Annotated in this window: 15 protein-coding genes; 5 read left to right on the top strand and 10 right to left on the bottom strand. The window is 69.6% G+C overall.

Translation table 11 applies throughout. The annotated features are described in order from the left end of the window. Window positions 1-133 precede the first annotated feature (133 nt). Window positions 134-835 carry a phosphatase PAP2 family protein gene (locus tag ACFYW9_RS10895; protein ID WP_389147546.1) on the top strand — a complete coding sequence of 234 codons (702 nt, stop codon included), beginning with the start codon at window positions 134-136 and terminating at the stop codon, window positions 833-835. A 52-nt stretch (window positions 836-887) separates the two neighbouring features. Here the strand turns inward: ACFYW9_RS10895 and ACFYW9_RS10890 are convergent, their stop codons facing one another. Next, window positions 888-2,474, bottom strand: coding sequence for an FAD-binding oxidoreductase (locus ACFYW9_RS10890; RefSeq protein WP_389147542.1), 1,587 nt, complete (start codon window positions 2,472-2,474; stop codon window positions 888-890). Window positions 2,475-2,668: 194 nt separating this feature from the next. Then, entirely contained in the window at window positions 2,669-3,094 is a 426-nt protein-coding gene (locus ACFYW9_RS10885; RefSeq protein WP_389147539.1) for a hypothetical protein, read from the bottom strand. 462 nt (window positions 3,095-3,556) lie between these two features. Here ACFYW9_RS10885 and ACFYW9_RS10880 point away from each other — a divergent pair, with 462 nt between their 5' ends. Further along, window positions 3,557-4,390, top strand: a complete 834-nt coding sequence (locus ACFYW9_RS10880; protein ID WP_389147536.1) for a hypothetical protein — start codon at window positions 3,557-3,559, stop codon at window positions 4,388-4,390. A 133-nt stretch (window positions 4,391-4,523) separates the two neighbouring features. Further along, entirely contained in the window at window positions 4,524-4,712 is a 189-nt protein-coding gene (locus ACFYW9_RS10875) for a hypothetical protein (RefSeq protein WP_389147533.1), read from the top strand. Window positions 4,713-4,842: 130 nt separating this feature from the next. On the opposite strand, the gene ACFYW9_RS10870 is transcribed toward ACFYW9_RS10875, so the two are convergent. Then, window positions 4,843-5,199, bottom strand: a complete 357-nt coding sequence (locus ACFYW9_RS10870) for a metal-sensitive transcriptional regulator (protein WP_326786949.1) — start codon at window positions 5,197-5,199, stop codon at window positions 4,843-4,845. Window positions 5,200-5,436: 237 nt separating this feature from the next. On the opposite strand from ACFYW9_RS10870, the gene ACFYW9_RS10865 reads away from it, so the two are divergent. Together ACFYW9_RS10865 and ACFYW9_RS10860 are read left to right on the top strand one after the other, a co-directional pair. Beyond that, window positions 5,437-6,057 (top strand): DUF47 family protein, encoded by a 621-nt coding sequence (locus ACFYW9_RS10865; protein WP_326786950.1) that lies wholly within the window; start codon window positions 5,437-5,439, stop codon window positions 6,055-6,057. Between the two features lie 7 nt (window positions 6,058-6,064). Then, window positions 6,065-7,063 (top strand): inorganic phosphate transporter, encoded by a 999-nt coding sequence (locus ACFYW9_RS10860; protein ID WP_351860328.1) that lies wholly within the window; start codon window positions 6,065-6,067, stop codon window positions 7,061-7,063. 424 nt (window positions 7,064-7,487) lie between these two features. Here ACFYW9_RS10860 and pstB read toward each other — a convergent pair whose 3' ends face one another. The 7 genes from pstB to ACFYW9_RS10825 all read right to left on the bottom strand — a co-directional run bounded on the left by pstB (window position 7,488) and on the right by ACFYW9_RS10825 (window position 15,785). Beyond that, entirely contained in the window at window positions 7,488-8,264 is a 777-nt protein-coding gene (gene pstB / locus ACFYW9_RS10855) for a phosphate ABC transporter ATP-binding protein PstB (RefSeq protein WP_389147528.1), read from the bottom strand. A 47-nt stretch (window positions 8,265-8,311) separates the two neighbouring features. Continuing rightward, window positions 8,312-9,370: a phosphate ABC transporter permease PstA gene (pstA, locus tag ACFYW9_RS10850; RefSeq protein WP_351860324.1), complete on the bottom strand. Its 1,059-nt coding sequence runs from the start codon at window positions 9,368-9,370 to the stop codon at window positions 8,312-8,314. Beyond that, complete coding sequence (pstC, locus tag ACFYW9_RS10845) at window positions 9,367-10,374, bottom strand: phosphate ABC transporter permease subunit PstC (RefSeq protein ID WP_351860322.1); 1,008 nt, start codon at window positions 10,372-10,374, stop codon at window positions 9,367-9,369. The genes pstA and pstC overlap by 4 nt, the downstream gene beginning before the upstream one ends. A 100-nt stretch (window positions 10,375-10,474) precedes the next feature. Continuing rightward, entirely contained in the window at window positions 10,475-11,605 is a 1,131-nt protein-coding gene (gene pstS / locus ACFYW9_RS10840) for a phosphate ABC transporter substrate-binding protein PstS (protein ID WP_389147523.1), read from the bottom strand. Window positions 11,606-12,090: 485 nt separating this feature from the next. Next, entirely contained in the window at window positions 12,091-12,504 is a 414-nt protein-coding gene (locus tag ACFYW9_RS10835) for an NUDIX hydrolase (RefSeq protein ID WP_389147520.1), read from the bottom strand. Between the two features lie 10 nt (window positions 12,505-12,514). Next, window positions 12,515-13,573, bottom strand: coding sequence for a CHAD domain-containing protein (locus ACFYW9_RS10830; protein ID WP_389147517.1), 1,059 nt, complete (start codon window positions 13,571-13,573; stop codon window positions 12,515-12,517). Next, on the bottom strand, window positions 13,554-15,785 hold the full coding sequence (locus ACFYW9_RS10825) for an RNA degradosome polyphosphate kinase (RefSeq protein ID WP_369482923.1): 2,232 nt from the start codon (window positions 15,783-15,785) through the stop codon (window positions 13,554-13,556). Before ACFYW9_RS10825 ends, ACFYW9_RS10830 begins: the two co-directional genes overlap by 20 nt. Between the last annotated feature and the right edge of the window lie 250 nt (window positions 15,786-16,035).

Here is a 16,035-nt window from a genome sequence, read left to right as displayed (position 1 = left end):
GGAGGGTGGAACGTATGAGAGGGGACCGTGCGTTCCTTTTGACGTAGAGAACTGATCTACAACCACGGGGGTGGACGGAGCGGCGCGCGAAAGGGCGCGGTCGCGGGAAAGACGACGAAGGGGCCGCAGCGCCATGGCGCAACTCGCCGAATCCGGTTCGAACCCCGACGTCGACCTGCTCTACGACATCAATGGCCTGGCCAAGCACGCGCCGCACCGGGTCGACCGGATCATGGAATTCGTCGGCGAGTGGGGTCTGCTGCTCGCGATGGTCCTGCTGGTCCTGTGGTGCTGGTCGTCCGTGCGGCGCCGGGGCGGAGCCGACGCGGCGGCGACCGTGGCCGCACTCGTCTGGGCGCCGCTCGCGGCCGGGATCGCGCTCCTGGTGAACGTCCCGATAAGAGGTTTCGTGGAGCGTCCGCGCCCCTTCGTGGACCACCAGGGACTGGCCGTCCTCGTGAGCGGCAAGACCGGCTTCTCCTTCGTCAGCGACCACGCGACGATCACCATGGCGGTGGGCGTCGGACTCTTCGTCGCCCACCGGAAGTTCGGACTCGCCGGGATCGCGCTGGCGCTGCTCGAAGGGTTCTGCCGGGTCTTCATGGGCGTGCACTACCCGACGGACGTCATCGGCGGATTCGCGCTCGGCACAGCCGTCGTCCTGCTGCTGTCGCCACTCGCCACGGCCCTGCTGACGCCGGTCATGAAGGCCGTGGAGGGGGCTCCGCGCGCGGGCCGGCTGATCCGGGCGCGCGGCACCGCACCCGCCGGGCAGGAGGCCCTGATCCCGGGGGCGCGGACCGAGCACACCGAGGAACGGGACCTCGCCGCCTAGGACCTGTCCGGCCCGGTCACGGCGCCCGCCCGCACGGCACCCCCGGCCGCCCTCACAGGGCCTGGGGGAAGGAGAAGAAGCGGTGCGGGTCGTACTGGTGCTTCAGTGCCGTCAGCCGGGTGGCCGCGTCACCGTAGTAGGCCTTGCGCCAGTCGGTCAGCGTCGCGTCGGTGTAGTTCTGGTAGGCCGCGCCCGAGGCGTACCGGGCCATCGCGTTGTGGGCGCCGGTCAGCCAGGACTGGGCGGTGGTGCCGGAGGTGCCCGCCCGCCAGGAGGCGATGTACTGGGCGAGCATGCGCGAGCGGCGGTGCACGAACGCCGTGGACGTGGGCGCGACGCGGTTGACGGCGCCGCCTAGCGCGGTGAGCGCGATGCTGCCCGCGCCGCCGCGGACGGCGGAGATCTGGTTCAGGAGCGTCTGGACACCGGCCGCCGAGATCGACCGGTCGAAGAAGTCCGAACGGGCCGCGTACGTCTCGCGGCCGAGGGCGCCCTGCGGGCTGCGGCCCGGCGTCGACCCCGGCAGGTGGCACTGGGCGTCGGCCGAGAACGACGAGCAGCCCGCGTACACCTCCATCGACTCCTCGTACGAACGCCTCTTGAGGGAGACGCTGCGCGCGGGGGAGCCGATCCGGTCCGCCAGCCGGTCCACCGCGTTCTGGAGTTCGCCGTAGGTGCCGAGGGAGAAGGCGGCTATGGAGACGGTGGGTGTGCCGCCGGCCGCGTTGGACAGGTGGCAGGACGACCAGATCTCGTCCGGCTGGCCCGGTCCCCACTCCTGCCAGGCCTTCACCACCGCGGCGGCCTTGGCCCACGGCCAGGTCATGTACGCCGAGACGCCCTGCGGCGCGGGGTGGGTCTTGAACCGGAGCTCGGTGACGACGCCGAAGTTGCCGTTGCCGGCGCCGCGCAGGGCCCAGAACAGGTCCTTGTTCTCGGTCGCGTTCGCGGTGAGCTGCTTGCCGTCGGCGGTGATCAGCGTCGCCTGGGTGAGGCTGTCGCAGGTCAGTCCGTACGCCCGTGACACGACGCCGTGGCCGCCGCCCAGGGTCAGTCCGGAGACGCCCACGGTGGGGCAGGAGCCGGCGGGGATGGTGACGCCCTTGGCGGCCAGCGCGCGGTAGACGTCGATCAGCTTGGAACCGGCGCCGACGACCGCCTCGTTCGCCGACGCGCGGATCTTGTTCAGCTTGGAGACGTCGATGATCAGACGGCCGTTGCCGGAGGACCAGCCCGCGTAGGAGTGGCCGCCGTTGCGGATCGAGACCTTCACGCCGTGGGCGCGGGCGTAGTCCATGGTGGTGCGGATGTCGTCGGCGTGCGCGACATAGGCGACGGCGGCGGGCTTCAGGTTGTCGAAGCGCGTGTTGTAGAGCTGGTGGGCGGCGGACCAGCTCCGGTCGCCGGGGCGGATCAGGGCGCCGTCGAGCTGGTGGGACAGTGCGGTCCAGCTGGCGGCCGCGCGGTTCGCCGCGGTCTCCGTGCGGATGCCGGTGCTCTCGGCGGCGGTGCTCGTGGCGTTCGTGCTCCCGGCCTTGCCGTCGGCGCCCGCGCCGTCCTGGTCGCTGCCGTTGCAGGCGGACGTCGTCGCCGCCGCGAGGACGGCGGTGGCTCCGCCGATGAACGAACGCCGTTGCATGTGTGCCTCCCGTGGGTTCCGTGGAACGAGACGGGTCCCCGGGCTCCGGGGTTCCGCGCGGCTGTGTCGCAGAACGGCTACAGCACTCGGCATCCCAGCACGCCCGCTCGGGGGCGGGGGCGGCGGGGTGGGCGGAACGGCCGACGCCTCGTGACGCCGGCCGCTCGCGGACGTCCGGTGGACGCCCGCGTCGATCAGCCGGAGCCGACGGCCCAGTCGGTGCAGGAGTTCATGTATTCGCTCTTTTCGTACCTGGCGACCTGAACGCCGATGTCGATGACACCCGCGCTGTTCTGAGCGGGCCTGGCCCAGGCGTCCTCGGAGCCGAGGCCGCCGGTCACGCTGTGCCACGGCCAGTTCACGCGGGTCGCGCCGATCGTCTTGCCCACCAGCCGGACCCGCACGTGGTGGTCGTCGGCCTTGGTGTCCGTGACCGACATCGTGACGTCGAACTCGCCCGTGGTGCCGGACCGCCAGTTCGTCGAACTCAGCTGGCCGAAGGCTCCCGTGGTGCTGCACGAGAGTGTGGTCAGGGTGTCCGCGTGAGCCGACGTGGTCAGCGTCGTCATGAGGAGTCCGGACGATATCGCCGCGGCCGCCGCGATGGTTCGTCTGCGCAAGATGTTCCCCCTTGTATGAAGTTGATGTGATTTTCGGATCAAGGGGAACCTAGGTCGACGTTGTTCGAACCGTCAATCGAATAGGGGTGGATGTGGCCACGTCCGGGAGTGGCTGTGACGGCGCCCCCGTGGTTCGCGGGGGCCGCAGCGGCTGACGGCATCGCCGCCACCCGTAGATGGGTTCAGCCCGTCCCGTGCTCGGCGGCGTCCGTGCGGGCCTGGCTTCTGGCACGGCGGGCCGGGCCTCGCCAGCCGCAGGTGCAGCGGGCCAGGCAGAAGGGGCCTTGCTCGACCGTAGTCGTCCGGTGTCCGGAGGGAGGGTCCGTCTCGTCCAGGTGCTGCACACCCCCAACGTTACTCAAGCCCGGTGAACGGACTCCTGCCGCGTGACGGGTGCCCTCACCTGTCGTTAACCGGAACGACGGGAAGGCCCGGGACGGACCGGCTGGGGGTCGGTGGACGATGGTGGCGCAGCAGCAGGAACGGGCGGCGGTCCTGGTCGCGTTCGTCGCGACGGGGCTGATCGTCTGCGGCACCGGGTGCTCGGGCGGCGGGGCGGCCGCGGAGGACGTCCGCACCGGGCCCGGCACGGCCGGGGCGCTGCGCCAGGCGGTGGCCGCCCTGGAGCGCGCCGGCAGCGCGAAGGCCAGCACGTCGATGGAGATGGCCACCGGCGGGACCCGGGTCACCATCCGCGGGCAGGGCGTGTACGACTTCAGGAAGCAGACCGGGCGGCTGAAGGTGCTGCTGCCCCAGGACCCCGCGGGAGCGGCCGAGCACCGTCCGATCACCGAACTCCTCGCTCCGGGGGCTCTGTTCATGAAGAACCGGGGCGCCGGGGTGCCCGCCGACAAATGGGTGCGCGTGGAGACGGCCGCCCTCACGGACGGCAACCTGGTCACGGGCGGCGCCACCGACCCGTACGCCGCGGCCGAACTGCTGCGCGGCGCGCGGTCGGTGACCTACGTGGGGAAGACCGAGGTCGCCGGGATCCCCGTACGGCACTACCGAGGGACCGCCGACCTCGGCACCGCCGCGCGGGACGCCTCGGCGGGGCAGCGGCCGGCGCTGAGGGCGGCGGCGAAGGGGTTCGCCACCACCGAGGTCCCGTTCGACGCCTACCTCGACGACGAGGGGCGGCTGCGCAAGGTCCGGCACCGGTTCAGCTTCGTCAACGGACAGCGGACGGGCACCGTCGCGGTGGCCTCGACGCTCCTGCTGTACGACTTCGGCAGCCCCGCCGTCGTACGGCTCCCGGACTCCTCGGACATCTACGCCGGGAAGATCGCGGAGTAGTGGCTTCCGGAGAGATGGGCAAGAGCATCCGGAGCCGTAGCTTCAGAGGAGGGCTGGAAATGGCCCTTCCGTGCCATGCGCGGTGTGTAGGCCGCTCCCTACTCTAGGAAGTCGGTTACGGCAGGAAGAGGTGATGCGCGTGGCTCCGGTCGGCGGTGCGGCAGTTCAGGACCACGTGGCCCTCGCCGAGATCGACCTGTGCGCCGAGCTGATCATCGCGGCCTCGGCGGCACACGAGGACCGCCTCAGCCTGGCGAGCATCGACGCGGTGCTGAAAGTGGCCGAAGAACGCGCTCCCGGGCAGCGGGGCGTGGAGGACTAGTCCTTTCCGGCCCCCATGTGACCCCTGCCCGGCCCGTCCGGTGGCCGGGGCGCGCGCGTCGCGGATGTCACATGCGTCGTATCTCTCACGTTTCGCGTACTTCTCGTGGTCCGCGTTGCCGGCGGGTGGCTCAGGTGCGCAGCAGGCGGCCGATCGCCTTCGTCGCTTCCTCGACCTTCGCGTCGATCTCGTCGCCGCCCTTGAGGGCCGCGTCCGCCACGCAGTGACGCAGGTGCTCCTCCAGGAGCTGGAGGGCGAAGGACTGGAGCGCCTTGGTGGAGGCGGACACCTGGGTGAGTATGTCGATGCAGTAGACGTCCTCGTCGACCATCCGCTGGAGGCCGCGGATCTGCCCCTCGATACGGCGCAGCCGCTTCAGGTGCTCGTCCTTCTGCTGGTGGTAGCCGTGGATGCCGCGGTCGTGGTCGGTCACGATCTTCTGGGCGTCGCCGGAGGGCGTCGTCGCGCCGGCCTCGGTGGTCGTCATCGCGTCCTCCTGCTGGATCCGATCGGCGATCCTGTCTGAAACGCCGCTTACATATACCCCTGGTGGGTATATCGTACCGAACTTTGCTGGGTAAGGAGCCCTTGCCCGGCGCCGGCACCGGACCCCGTGCCGATCGCCGTGGCTGATGGGCGACACTGGGTGGCGGCCCATTAGCCGTGGCCGGATGATGCGCCTAGCATCAGCCTGACCGAATCGAAGCACCCCGAGGACCCCAACGTGCGCTTTCGTCTGACCCCCAGGGAGACGAGCTTCTACGACATGTTCTCCGCATCCGCGGACAACATCGTCACGGGCTCGAAACTCCTGATGGAACTGCTCGGGGCGGACACTTCCGCTCGGGCCGAGATCGCAGAGCGTATGCGGGCCGCGGAGCACGCCGGTGACGACGCGACACACGCGATCTTCCACCAGCTGAACTCCTCCTTCATCACGCCGTTCGACCGCGAGGACATCTACAACCTCGCCTCGTCCCTCGACGACATCATGGACTTCATGGAGGAGGCCGTCGATCTGGTCGTCCTGTACCAGGTCGAGGAACTGCCCAAGGGTGTCGAGCAGCAGATCGAGGTGCTGGCGCGAGCCGCCGAGCTGACCGCCGAGGCCATGCCGAACCTGCGGACCATGGACAACCTCACGGAGTACTGGATCGAGGTCAACCGTCTGGAGAACCAGGCCGACCAGATCCACCGCAAGCTGCTGGCCCACCTCTTCAACGGCAAGTACGACGCCATGGAGGTGCTGAAGCTCAAGCAGATCGTGGACGTGCTGGAGGAAGCGGCCGACGCGTTCGAGCACGTGGCGAACACGGTGGAGACCATCGCCGTCAAGGAGTCCTGACCCGTTCATGGACACCTTCGCTTTGATCGTGACCATCGGGGTCGCGCTCGGATTCACGTACACGAACGGCTTCCACGACTCGGCGAACGCCATCGCCACCTCCGTGTCCACGCGCGCCCTGACGCCGCGGGCCGCGCTCGCCATGGCCGCGGTGATGAACCTCGCCGGCGCGTTCCTCGGCAGCGGGGTCGCCAAGACCGTCAGTGAGGGGCTGATCCAGACGCCCGAGGGCTCGAAGGGGATGGGCATCCTCTTCGCGGCGCTCGTCGGCGCGATCACCTGGAACCTGATCACCTGGTACTTCGGTCTGCCGTCCTCGTCCTCGCACGCCCTGTTCGGCGGCATGGTCGGCGCGGCGCTCGCCGGTGGCACGGCGGTCTACTGGAGCGGACTGCTCGACAAGGTCATCATCCCGATGTTCCTGTCGCCGATCGTCGGTCTGCTCGCCGGTTATCTCGTGATGACCGCGATCATGTGGATGTTCCGGCGGTCCAACCCGCACAAGACCAAGCGCGGGTTCCGTATCGCGCAGACGGTGTCCGCGGCCGGCATGGCGCTCGGACACGGTCTCCAGGACGCCCAGAAGACGATGGGCATCGTGGTGATGGCGCTGGTCATCGCCGGCGAGCAGGGGCCGAACGACCCGATCCCGGTGTGGGTGAAGATCGTCTGCGCGACGATGCTGTCGCTGGGGACGTACGCGGGCGGCTGGCGCATCATGCGGACGCTCGGCCGGAAGATCATCGAGCTCGATCCGCCGCAGGGCTTCGCCGCCGAGACGACCGGTGCGTCGATCATGTTCGCGTCGGCCTACCTCTTCAAGGCGCCGATCTCCACGACCCACGTCATCACCTCGGCGATCATGGGTGTCGGGGCGACGAAGCGGGTGAACGCCGTGCGGTGGGGTGTCGCCAAGAACATCGTCCTCGGCTGGTTCATCACCATGCCGGCCGCGGCGATCGTGGCGGCGTGCGCCTTCTGGGTCGTGAACCTGGCGTTCCTGTAGGACGTGATCGCTGCCGGGGTGCCCGGCAGAGCGCGGGCCGGTCCTTCGGGGCCGGCCTTCCGCGTTTCCGGGGCTCGGGGGTCGGGGCCCGGGGTCCGGGGTTCGCGTGTGCGCCGGGCTGTCCTGGTCCGGCTTCGGGGACTCCGACCCCTCCGCCCCTGCCTGTCCCGTACCCGGGGGGACTGCTGTACCCGGGGACTGCCGCCCCCGGACCCCCGCATCGGCCTGAACGGCCTCGTCCTCGAACGCCGGACGGGCTGAAGACCGGCGGCCGGGTGTCCGAAGCCGGGCTCGGCACGGGAAAACGAACGGGCCCGGAGGGGAAAACGAACGGGCCCGCCCCTGGAAGCCAGGGGCGGGCCCTTCTCGTCCTCGCGGTGGCACCGCCATGCAGCACCGCGAGGGGTTCCAGGAGGCGGTCCGGTCAGCCGAAGCGACCGGAGATGTAGTCCTCCGTGGCCTGGACGGACGGGTTGGAGAAGATGCGCTCCGTGTCGTCGATCTCGATCAGGCGGCCGGGCTGGCCCACCGCGGAGAGGTTGAAGAAGGCGGTGCGGTCGGAGACGCGCGCGGCCTGCTGCATGTTGTGCGTCACGATGACGATCGTGAAGCGCTCCTTCAGCTCACCGATCAGGTCCTCGATGGCGAGGGTGGAGATCGGGTCCAGGGCCGAGCAGGGCTCGTCCATGAGGAGGACCTGGGGCTCCACCGCGATCGCCCGCGCGATGCACAGACGCTGCTGCTGACCGCCGGACAGGCCGGACCCGGGCTTGTTCAGCCGGTCCTTGACCTCGTTCCAGAGGTTCGCGCCCTTGAGGGAGCGCTCCACGATGTCGCCGAGCTCGGACTTCTTGTAGCTGCCGTTCAGCTTCAGGCCCGCCGCCACGTTGTCGAAGATCGACATGGTGGGGAACGGGTTGGGGCGCTGGAAGACCATGCCGATGGTGCGGCGCACGGCGACCGGGTCTATGCCGCTGCCGTACAGGTCCTCGTCGTCCAGGAGCACCTTGCCCTCGACGCGGCCACCGGGGGTGACCTCGTGCATGCGGTTCAGGGTGCGCAGGAAGGTCGACTTGCCGCAGCCGGACGGGCCGATGAAGGCCGTCACGGAGCGGGGCTCGACCGTCATGGAGATGTCTTCGATCGCCTTGTGGGCGCTGTAGTAGGCGGTCAGACCGCTTACGTCGATTCGCTTGGCCATGTCAGTCACTGCTTCTTTCGAAAGGATCGGGTCGCTGATCGGCCGCGTCAGCGGCCCGTCTTGGGTGCCTTCCAGCGCGCGATGGCGCGGGCTCCCATGTTGAGGATCATGACGAACAGGATGAGCGCCAGTGCGGCAGCCCAGGCCCTGTCGGTGGACGCCGGGTTTCCCGCTCCGTACTGCTGGAAGATGTACAGCGGAAGGGAGGCCTGCGGACCGTCGAACGGGTTGTTGTTGATGTAGCCGGTGCCCCACACCAACAGCAGCACCGGAGCGGTCTCACCGGTGATACGCGCGACGGCGAGCATCACGCCCGTGATGATGCCGCCGATGGACGTCGGCAGGACCACCTTGATGATGGTGCGCCACTTCGGGATGCCGAGGGCGAGGGAGGCCTCGCGCAGCTCGTTCGGGACGAGCTTGAGCATCTCCTCGGTGGAGCGGACCACCACGGGCATCATCAGGATCGACAGGGCCATCGCGCCGGCGAAGCCGGAGTAGCCCATGTCCAGGATCAGGATCCAGAAGCTGAGGATGAACAGACCGGCGACGATCGACGGGATACCCGTCATGACGTCGACGAAGAAGGTGACGGCCTTGGCGAGACTGCCGCGGCCGTACTCGACGAGGTAGATCGCGGTGAGCACACCGATCGGCACGGCGATGAGCGAGGCGATGCCCACCTGCTCCAGGGTGCCGATGATCGCGTGGTAGATGCCACCACCGGGCTGGGCGTCGGGGACCACACCCATGGAGTGGCTCAGGAAGTAGGTGTCGAAGACCGCCACACCGCGCTTGACGGTCTCCCAGATCAGGGAGACCAGCGGGATGAGGGCGACGATGAAGCAGACCCACACCATGTTGGTGGCCACGCGGTCCTTGGCCTGACGGCGGCCCTCGACGCGTGTGGCGGCGAAAAACGTACCGAGGACGAAGAGGATCGCGGAGATCAGGCCCCACTGGACCTTGCTGTCCAGGCCGGCGGCGAGACCGATGCCCGCTCCGACCGCGACGGATCCCGCCGCGATGGCCCACGGGGACCACTTGGGGAGGCTGCCGCCGCGCAGCGTGCTGGCGTGCTTGCGGGTGACGGGTGCGTTGCTCATGCGTTGGCCCCCGAGTACTCCTTGCGGCGGTTGATGATCAGGCGTGCCGCACCGTTGACCAGCAGGGTGATCACGAACAGGACGAGACCCGAGGCGATCAGGGCGTCCTGGCCGAACGTGTTGGCCTCGTTGAACTTGGCCGCGATGTTCTGCGCGAACGTGCCGCCGCCGGGGTCGAGCAGGCTGGCCTGGATGTCGAAGCTCGGGGAGAGCACGGTGGCGACGGCCATCGTCTCGCCGAGCGCGCGGCCGAGGCCGAGCATCGAGGCGGAGATCACGCCGGAGCGGCCGAAGGGCAGCACCGACATGCGGATGACCTCCCAGCGCGTGGCGCCGAGGGCCAGTGCGGCTTCCTGGTGCATCTGCGGTGCCTGGCGGAAGACCTCACGGCTCACGTTCGTGATGATCGGGAGGATCATGATCGCGAGCAGGATGCCGACGGTGAGCATGGAGCGGGGCGCTCCGTCCTGCCAGGTGAAGATGCCGGTCCAGCCGAAGTAGGTGTCGAGCCAGCCGAACAGTCCGATCATGTGCGGCACGAGGATGATGGCGCCCCAGAGGCCGTACACGATCGAGGGGACGGCGGCGAGCAGGTCGATCACGTACGCGATGGGTCCGCCGAGCTTGCGCGGCGCGTAGTGCGTGATGAACAGGGCGATGCCGACCGCGATCGGGACCGCGAGGGCCATGGCGATGATCGCGGAGACCACCGTGCCGAAGGCCAGCACCGCGATGCCGAAGACCGGCGGTACGAGGCCGGTGTTCCACTCGAAGGTGGTGAGGAAGTTGCCCTCGTTCTTGCTGAGCGCGAGGGTGGCGCGATAGGTGAGGAAGACCGCGATGGCGGCCATGATCACCAGGAGGAGGATGCCGGAGCCGCGGGAGAGCGCGAGGAAGACGCGGTCTCCGGGGCGGGTGGCACCGCGGGCGGCACGCTTGCGCGAGGCGCCCGAAGGTCGCGGGGTGGGGGGAGGTGCTTCAGTGCTCTGTGTCGATATGTCCATCGTGAGTCTCCGGTCTGCGGAGCCGGGTCGAGTGGCGGCTCCAGGCGGCGGTGCACCGGACGGTGCGGCCCGCCTCGGCGAGGCGGGCCGCACACTCGGGTCAGCTCAGGTTCGAGATGGTGGAACGAACCTTGGTGATGATCTCGGCGGGGATCGGGGCGTACTGGGCGGCGGTCAGCTGCTTCTGGCCGTCCTCGCTCGCGATGTAGGTGAGGAAGGCCTTGGTGGCGGCGAGGGTGTCGGCCTTGTTGCCCTTCTCGCAGAGGATCTCGTAGGTGACCAGCGTGAGCGGGTAGGCGCCGTCGGCGGTCGGCTTGTAGTTCATCTCCAGGGCCAGGTCGTTGCCGGTGCCGACGACCTTGGCGGAGGAGATGGCCTTGGTGGCGTTCTCGACGGTGGCCTTGGCCGGGGCGGCGGCGTCCGTCTTGAGGGCGACGGACTTGATGTCACCGGTGGCGTAGGAGAGCTCGAAGTACGAGATCGCGCCGGGGGTCTGGTTGACCTGCTGGGCGAGGCCGGCGGAGCCCTGCGCGGACTGGCCGCCCTTCGCCTGCCACGCCTTGCCGCCGGAGTAGTTCCAGTCGGACGGGGCGACGGCCTTCAGGTACTTGGTGAAGTTGTCCGTGGTGCCGGACTCGTCCGAGCGGTGGAACGCCTGGATCTTGGTGCCGGGGAGCTTCGCGTCGGGGTTCAGCTTCTGGATGGCCGCGTCGTCCCACGTCTTGATCTTGCCGTCGAAGATCTTGGCGATCGTGGAGGCGTCCAGGACGAGGTCGTCGACACCGTCGAGGTTGTAGCCGATCGCGATGGGGCCGCCGACCATGGGCAGGTCGACCGCGGCGTTGCCGCCACAGGTCTTCTTGGCGGCCGTGGCCTCTTCGGGCTTGAGGGGCGAGTCCGAACCGGCGAACGCGGTCTGGCCCTGGATGAACGTGGTGACGCCGGCGCCCGAACCCGTCGGGTTGTAGTTGATCTGCACGTCCTTGCAGGCGGCCTTGAAGGTCGTCACCCAGGCGTCGATCGCGTTCTTCTGCGCGGAGGAGCCGGAGGCCTGGATCTGGCCCTTGGCGTCGTCACACTTGATGGCGCTGTTGTTGCTGGCCGAGGCCGAGCTGCCGCCACCGCTGGTGTTGCCGGTGTCGTCAGAACCGCACGCCGTGAGGGCCAGGGCGCCGGAGACGGCGAGAGCACCGAGGGTGAGGGCCCGCCGGTTCATGCGCTGAAGCTTCACTTCGGGAGTTCCTTCCAGGAGCCGCCGTCAGGTGGCGGCGTGCGATGTCTGTGAACTGCGTTCCGTAGCGAGGTGAAGGGTTCGCCCTGAGGCGTCCTTCGCACCGCGTAAGGCCGAAATTAAGCAGATCAAGTGAAGGCGCCGAAGGCCGTAAGTGAACGCAGGGTGAACCCCTGACGGCGGTGCGGTGAGGTCACGGAACGCTCACGTCGAGGACACGGCCATGTCCCGGCTGAGGGGGCCGGAAGGGAAACTCCAGGTAATCGAACGGGTGCGGACGTGACGGACAGTGCCCATGTTCCCGTCATAGCTCGTTCGCCCCGATTTCCTCATGAGCCACAGCGAAGGGCCCGCTCACTACGGTGAGTGTCCGTCGTCGGCTCCCAGGCCGGTTTCCGCGCGTGCCGAGGCGCCGCGCCGGATGCCGGGAGCGGCGCCCTCATGTGCCGGACGCCAGGAGCGGCGCTCATATACAGGGGAACACGTCAGGCCGGACGCAGCGCGTTCAGCAGCGCGTCCACCAGATCACGGTCGCGCGGCTGGGTGAGGCGGTGGCGTGCGGCGGTGGGGGAGAGCCAGAGCACGCGGTCGACCTCGTCGTTCGGGACGAAGCGGCCGGCGGCCGCCTCGGCGGCCCAGTAACGGACCTCCTTGGGGCGTTCGCCGACGACGTAGCGGAGCGTGGGAAGCACGGCGCCGGGGACGGCGTCGTAGCCCGTCTCCTCCTCGACCTCGCGCAGCGCGCCGTTCAGGAACTCCTCGCCGCGCTTCAGCTTGCCCTTCGGGTGCGACCAGTCGTCGTACTTGGGCCGGTGGACGAGGCAGATCTCCAGCGCGGAGTCGACCGGGGAGCGGCGCCACAGGACGCAGCCCGCCGCGTGAATGGTGTCGTCGTCCATGGGGCCTCCCTCAGGGGATGCGTACGGCTTCCTTCTGCCAGGCCTGCTGGAAGGCGAACCGGGCCGCCTCCACCTCGTGCCGCTGGTCGGCGTGCAGCACACCGAGCGCGTACGCCGTCGCCGGCGCGATGCGCGGGGTGCGGGCCGCCGACGCCGCGGCGGACGCCGCCTCCGCCGCGTCCCGGTGCCGGTTGAGCGCCTTGCCCGCGCCGAGCAGGCGCGCGTCGACGGGGCATTCCCCTCCGTGCAGCACCTCACCGGCGTAGCGGTGCAGCCGCAGCAGCAGCCGGACCTGGTGCCAGGGCGCGTCCTGCGGCTGGGGGGCGGTGTCGGCGGAGAGCCCGTGCACCAGGGCTTCGGCGTTGTAGGGGCGGCCCGCGACGACCAGCGGCAGCGCGCTGACGGCGTCGGCCAGCCGGTCCTGGGCCGCGGCGGCCAGCGGACGCAGATCGGTGGTGTCCGCGGCCGGGGCCAGCGGAACCTCGCTGGCCAGTACGGCGACGTTGTCGGCGACGGCGTGGAAACGGGAGGAACCGAGCGCCTGGAGGGCCGCCGAGTGGGCGCGGGTACGGGCGAGCGTGAGCTGGCGGTCCAGGAGCGCGCCCGCTTTCGCGGCCCCGACGGTGAGACGGCCGGTCTTGGGGGCCGCGGCCGGGGCCCGCCCGGTCTGGCCGGGCAGGGCGGCCGTGCCGGACAGCCGGTTCAGCGCGCCGATCAGCCGCTCCAGGCGCGCGGCATAGGCGTGTTCGCGCGCCAGGGTGCCCGAGAGCCAGGCCAGTTCGGGGCGCATCCCCTCCGACCAGTCCGCGTCGAGGAGCGGCCGGAAGGTGTGCAGGCTGCCGCTGATACGGCGGGCGGAGTGGCGCAGGGAGCGCGCCGCGTCGCCGGACTCCCCTCCTCCGCTCGCCGCGCCACCGGTCTCCCGGTGCTGGCGCAGCGAGCGGAGGAATTCCGTGGCCTGGGCCCGCAGGTAGATCGCCAGGGCGTCACCGATCGGGATGTCTCCCTCGCCTGGGGGGGCCGCCCCGGTCACGGAGCCTGTGGGGGGATCAAGGTGCTGCTGTGCCACGCCGGCGCCTCCGGGCGTCTATGAGCATCTCCTGGACGTTCCGCAGGGGCTGACCCTCCGCGTCGGTCGCGTGGCGGATCCACTCGCCGTCGGGGCCGAGGTGCCAGGAGGCCGTGGTGTCGGACATGCCGGTCTCCAGCAGCCGGTTGAGGGCTGCGCGGTGAGCCGGGTCGGTGACCCTGACCAGGGCCTCGATCCGCCGGTCGAGGTTGCGGTGCATCATGTCGGCGCTGCCGATCCACACCTCGGGTTCGCCTCCGTTGCCGAAGGTGAAGACCCGGGAGTGCTCCAGGAAGCGGCCGAGGACGGAGCGGACCCGTATGTTCTCGGACAGGTCCGCGACGCCGGGGCGGACGGCGCATATCCCGCGCACCCACACGTCGACCGGCACGCCGGCCTGGGAAGCGCGGTACAGCGAGTCGATGAGTGCCTCGTCCACCATCGAGTTGACCTTGATGCGGACGAAGGCGGGGCGCCCGGCCTTGTGGTGCTGCACTTCCTTGTTGATCCGGGCGATCAGCCCGTCGCGCAGCGACTTGGGCGCGACGAGCAGACGGCGGTAGGTCTCGCGGCGCGAGTAGCCCGAGAGCCGGTTGAAGAGGTCGGAGAGGTCCGCGCCGACCTGGGGATCGGCGGTGAGCAGTCCGAGGTCCTCGTACAGCCGGGCGGTCTTCGGGTGGTAGTTGCCGGTGCCGACGTGGGAGTAGCGGCGCAGGGTCTCGCCCTCCTGCCGGACCACGAGCGACAGCTTGCAGTGGGTCTTCAGACCGACGAGGCCGTACACGACGTGGCAGCCGGACTCCTCGAGCTTCCTGGCCCACTTGATGTTGGCCTGCTCGTCGAAGCGGGCCTTGATCTCGACCAGGACGAGGACCTGCTTGCCGGACTCGGCGGCGTCTATCAGCGCGTCCACGATCGGCGAGTCGCCGGAGGTCCGGTAGAGCGTCTGCTTGATGGCGAGCACGTCCGGGTCGGCCGCGGCCTGCTCCAGGAACGCCTGCACGGAGGTGGAGAAGGAGTCGTACGGGTGGTGCAGCAGGACGTCGCGCTCACGCAGCGCGGCGAAGATGTCGGGCGGGGACGCCGACTCGACCTCCGCGAGATCGCGGTGGGTGCCCGCGATGAACTTGGGGTACTTCAGCTCGGGCCGGTCGAGGGAGCCGATGCCGAAGAGGCCGGTGAGGTCCAGGGGACCCGGCAGCGGGTACACCTCGGCCTCGGAGATCTTCAGTTCGCGTACGAGCAGGTCGAGGACGTAGCGGTCGATGGACTCCTCGACCTCCAGGCGCACCGGCGGGCCGAAGCGGCGCCGCATGAGCTCCTTCTCCAGGGCTTGGAGAAGGTTCTCGGCGTCGTCCTCCTCGACCTCCAGGTCCTCGTTGCGGGTGAGCCGGAAGGTGTGGTGCTCCAGCACCTCCATGCCGGGGAAGAGCTCCTCCAGGTGGGCCGCGATCACGTCCTCGATGGGGACGTAGCGGTTCGGGGAGGCCTCCAGGAAGCGGGAGAGCAGTGGCGGGACCTTGACGCGCGCGAAGTGGCGGTGGCCGCTGACCGGGTTCCGTACGACGACGGCGAGGTTCAGGGACAGTCCCGAGATGTACGGGAAGGGGTGCGCGGGGTCGACCGCCAGCGGGGTCAGGACCGGGAAGATCTGGTGGCGGAAGAGAGTGAACAGGCGTGCCTGCTCCTTCTCGGTCAGCTCGCTCCAGCGGACCAGGTGGACGCCCTCCTCCGCGAGCGCGGGGGCGACGTCCTCCTGGTAGCAGGCGGCGTGCCGGGCCATGAGTTCGCGGGAGCGGGCCCAGATCATCTCCAGGACCTCGCGGGGCTGGAGGCCCGACGCGGACTTGGTGGCGACACCGGTGGCGATGCGGCGCTTGAGGCCGGCCACCCGGACCATGAAGAACTCGTCCAGGTTGCTGGCGAAGATCGCCAGGAAGTTGGCGCGCTCCAGAAGGGGCGTGTTCGGGTCCTCCGCGAGTTCCAGAACGCGCTCGTTGAACGCGAGCCAGCTGCGCTCGCGGTCCAGGAAGCGGCCTTGCGGCAGCATGATCCCGTCCTGCTCCAGGTCCTCGTACTCGTCGAGGTCGGCGTCGAGATCGGGCTCCAGGTCGGACACGTTCGCCGCCACGGTGTGCGGGCGGTGGGCGGCGATGGAGCCGACGGAGGGCTGCGGGTGCTGCACGGGTGCCTGGGCGCTTCGCTGGTTCATGGACCCATTCTTCCGTGCCGGAGGCGAGACCGGCGCGTCGGAGAGGGCGGGTACCAGCGCGCTGATGCGGAAGATCCCGTTCCGCTTGGCTGGCGTACGCTGACTCCCCGTGGGCGGTGAGGACTCGTTCTCCGGCGGGGGAGAAGGCTCGGGCACGGCGGGCTGCATTTCTTGAGCGTCGCAAGGTCACCTGAATCGATGGTTACGACGACATGACGTGCGGGATATCTGGGGGAGGCTCCCGGACGTC

This window comes from Streptomyces sp. NPDC002698, assembly GCF_042888945.1.
GTDB lineage: Bacteria > Actinomycetota > Actinomycetes > Streptomycetales > Streptomycetaceae > Streptomyces.
This window is presented reverse-complemented; position numbering and strand designations above follow the sequence as displayed.

Coding starts and splice junctions, on each gene's coding strand:
- ACFYW9_RS10860 (WP_351860328.1), top strand. CDS start 6,065: ATGGACACCTTCGCTTTGATCGTGACCATCGGGGTCGCGCTCGGATTC.
- ACFYW9_RS10890 (WP_389147542.1), bottom strand. CDS start 2,474: ATGCAACGGCGTTCGTTCATCGGCGGAGCCACCGCCGTCCTCGCGGCG.
- ACFYW9_RS10825 (WP_369482923.1), bottom strand. CDS start 15,785: ATGAACCAGCGAAGCGCCCAGGCACCCGTGCAGCACCCGCAGCCCTCC.
- pstB (WP_389147528.1), bottom strand. CDS start 8,264: ATGGCCAAGCGAATCGACGTAAGCGGTCTGACCGCCTACTACAGCGCC.
- ACFYW9_RS10870 (WP_326786949.1), bottom strand. CDS start 5,199: ATGACGACCACCGAGGCCGGCGCGACGACGCCCTCCGGCGACGCCCAG.
- ACFYW9_RS10895 (WP_389147546.1), top strand. CDS start 134: ATGGCGCAACTCGCCGAATCCGGTTCGAACCCCGACGTCGACCTGCTC.
- pstA (WP_351860324.1), bottom strand. CDS start 9,370: ATGAGCAACGCACCCGTCACCCGCAAGCACGCCAGCACGCTGCGCGGC.
- ACFYW9_RS10835 (WP_389147520.1), bottom strand. CDS start 12,504: ATGGACGACGACACCATTCACGCGGCGGGCTGCGTCCTGTGGCGCCGC.
- ACFYW9_RS10880 (WP_389147536.1), top strand. CDS start 3,557: ATGGTGGCGCAGCAGCAGGAACGGGCGGCGGTCCTGGTCGCGTTCGTC.
- ACFYW9_RS10875 (WP_389147533.1), top strand. CDS start 4,524: ATGCGCGTGGCTCCGGTCGGCGGTGCGGCAGTTCAGGACCACGTGGCC.
- pstC (WP_351860322.1), bottom strand. CDS start 10,374: ATGGACATATCGACACAGAGCACTGAAGCACCTCCCCCCACCCCGCGA.